This window comes from Kitasatospora sp. NPDC057198 (genome assembly GCF_042670125.1).
In the GTDB taxonomy this organism is placed as follows: domain Bacteria; phylum Actinomycetota; class Actinomycetes; order Streptomycetales; family Streptomycetaceae; genus Kitasatospora.
On sequence record NZ_JBHUWH010000848.1, the window covers coordinates 1 to 1,507 of the forward strand.

Genomic DNA, 1,507 nt, shown 5'->3' on the forward strand with positions numbered 1-1,507 from the left:
GCTGAAGTCGGTCCGGCAGCTGATCGAGTCCGTCAACGACACCCTCAAGGGCCAACTCGGCCCGGCCCGCTCCCGGGCCGACCGCGCGCCCCGGCGGGGCGCGAGAGCGACAATATGCGCAAAACGGAAAACCGGCGGCCGAGTGCCGACCCTCCGTCAATCCGTGTTGCGCGGACGGACCTTGACGCCGCGCCACCTCCGCCGCCCCGGATGGCAGGAGAGTGCCGGGAACACGACGGGATCCGGCGTGCCGAACGGCCGGGCCACCTGTAATGCTTGGCGCGCCGTCGGGGGGCCGTACGGCACGAAGGAGAAGGTGGAGCGGACCATGACCGCGACGACGGAGTACGACGACCCGACCGGGGAGAGCGGCTCGGAACAGCGTTTCGAGACCTGGCGCGACCTCATATCGCTGACCAGGGAGTGCAAGACCAGCACCCCGCACGTCGACGACTTCACGGCCGACCTGCGCCGACTGGAACTCGGACCGGTGACCTTCCTCGGCTCGACCTTCCCCTCCAGCCGCTTCCAGCGCACCGCCGCCCAGGTGCGCAGCTCCGACCTGTCCGTCTTCCACATCACCCTGGTGCTCGAGGGCGGACTCGGCCTGGTCCTGCCCGACGGCAGCGGCTTCACCGCCGGGCCCGGGGAGTTCAGCGTGCTCGACAGCTCCCGCCCCTACGACCTGCGGGCCTTCGGGCCCGGCGGGCCGGGCCGGCCCCGGGTCAAGGCGCTCGGCATCGACTTCCCGTCCGCGCTGCTGCCGGTGCCGCCGAACCGGCTGCGCCGCCTGCTCGGCCGCTACCAGGTCCGGCCCGGCACCCTCCAACTGGTGTCGGACTTCCTGCACAACCTGAACCGGCAGGGCGGCACGCTCGGCCGGGCCACCGCGGACCGGCTCGGCCCGATCATGGTCGACCTGGTCTCCGCCTGGCTGGCCGAGGAGATGGAGGCCGAGCAGTCGCTGTCGCCGGAGGCCCGGCGGCGCGTCCTGGTCCAGAACGTCCGGGCGTTCGTCCAGCGCCACCTGCACGATCCCGAACTGACGCCCTCGGCGATCGCCGAGGCGCACCACATCTCGCTCAGCTACCTGCACCGGGTCTTCACCGAGGAGAGCGACGGCGAGACCCTCGCCGCCTGGATCCGCGGCCGGCGCCTGGCGCGGGCCCACCACGACCTCGCCGACCCGGCGCTGCGCGACACCCCGATCCACGTCCTGGCCGCCCGCTGCGGCATCCCCCGCCCAGACGACTTCAGCCGCGCCTTCCGCTCCACGTACGGCCTCTCCCCCCGCGAGCACCGGCGCGCGGCCCTGGACGGCGGCCTGCCGTAACCGGCCGCTGCGGGTGTCCGCGGCAGGCGGCGCGCGCTGGAGACGGAACGCCAATCCGCTGTGGACGCAGCGCCAACCTGCGGCGATCGCGGCCGACTAACGTGATCACCGCGAAGGAGGCCCTGGCCGCTCGGGGCGCTTCGCGGTCGACGTGCTGGCCGCCCAGGGGGATCT

1 protein-coding gene is annotated in these 1,507 nt (G+C 73.2%); it reads left to right on the forward strand.

The window, feature by feature from the left end:
- Window positions 1-328: 328 nt before the first annotated feature.
- Window positions 329-1,333 (forward strand): AraC family transcriptional regulator, encoded by a 1,005-nt coding sequence (locus ACFUEL_RS39595; protein WP_380243055.1) that lies wholly within the window; start codon window positions 329-331, stop codon window positions 1,331-1,333.
- Window positions 1,334-1,507 lie beyond the last annotated feature (174 nt).

What these genes read in the sequence shown, in the direction of transcription:
- ACFUEL_RS39595 (WP_380243055.1), top strand. Translation starts at nt 329, where the DNA reads ATGACCGCGACGACGGAGTACGACGACCCGACCGGGGAGAGCGGCTCG.